Raw genomic sequence first — 512 nt, 5'->3', positions numbered from 1 at the left:
GCGGCTCGTGGTGTGCCGGCGCGGCGGGCGCAAGCGAGCGCTCGGCACCCGGGCGCCGGCGGCCGTCCCGCAGGGAACGAACCAGCGCTGGAGCCTCGACTTCGTGTCCGATGCCCTGAATGACGGCCGGCGCTTCCGGGGGCTGAACATCGTCGACGGCTTCACCCGCGAATGCCTGGCAGCGGTGGTGGACACCTCGCTCTCCGGCGCCCCCGGCGTGCGCGAACTCAACAAGGTCATCATCCGCCGCGGCCGGCCCTGCATGATCGTCTCCGACAACGGCACCGAGCTGGTCGGCCGGGCGATCCTCGGCTTCTGCGAGGGAGCCGCCCTCGAATGGCACTACATCGCCCCGGGCAAGCCAATCCAGAACGCCGTCGTGGAGAACTTCAACGGCCGTCTGCGTGACGAGTGCCTCAATGAGCACGCCTTCACCTCGCTTGCCGAGGCGCGGCGGATCATCGAGGCGCGGCGGATCATCGAGGCTTGGCCGATCGACTACACCCTCGACC

At 69.7% G+C, this 512-nt stretch carries 1 protein-coding gene; it reads left to right on the top strand.

Going from position 1 to position 512, the window contains the following annotated elements:
- Positions 1-512, top strand: a 512-nt coding sequence (locus tag KHC28_RS24055; protein ID WP_214010931.1) for an integrase core domain-containing protein, incomplete at both ends; no start/stop codon positions are given.

Source organism: Ancylobacter sonchi (genome assembly GCF_018390695.1).
GTDB classification, from domain to species: domain Bacteria; phylum Pseudomonadota; class Alphaproteobacteria; order Rhizobiales; family Xanthobacteraceae; genus Ancylobacter; species Ancylobacter sonchi.
Note: the sequence above shows the minus strand (reverse complement) of the source record. Positions and strands in the feature narration are given on the sequence as shown.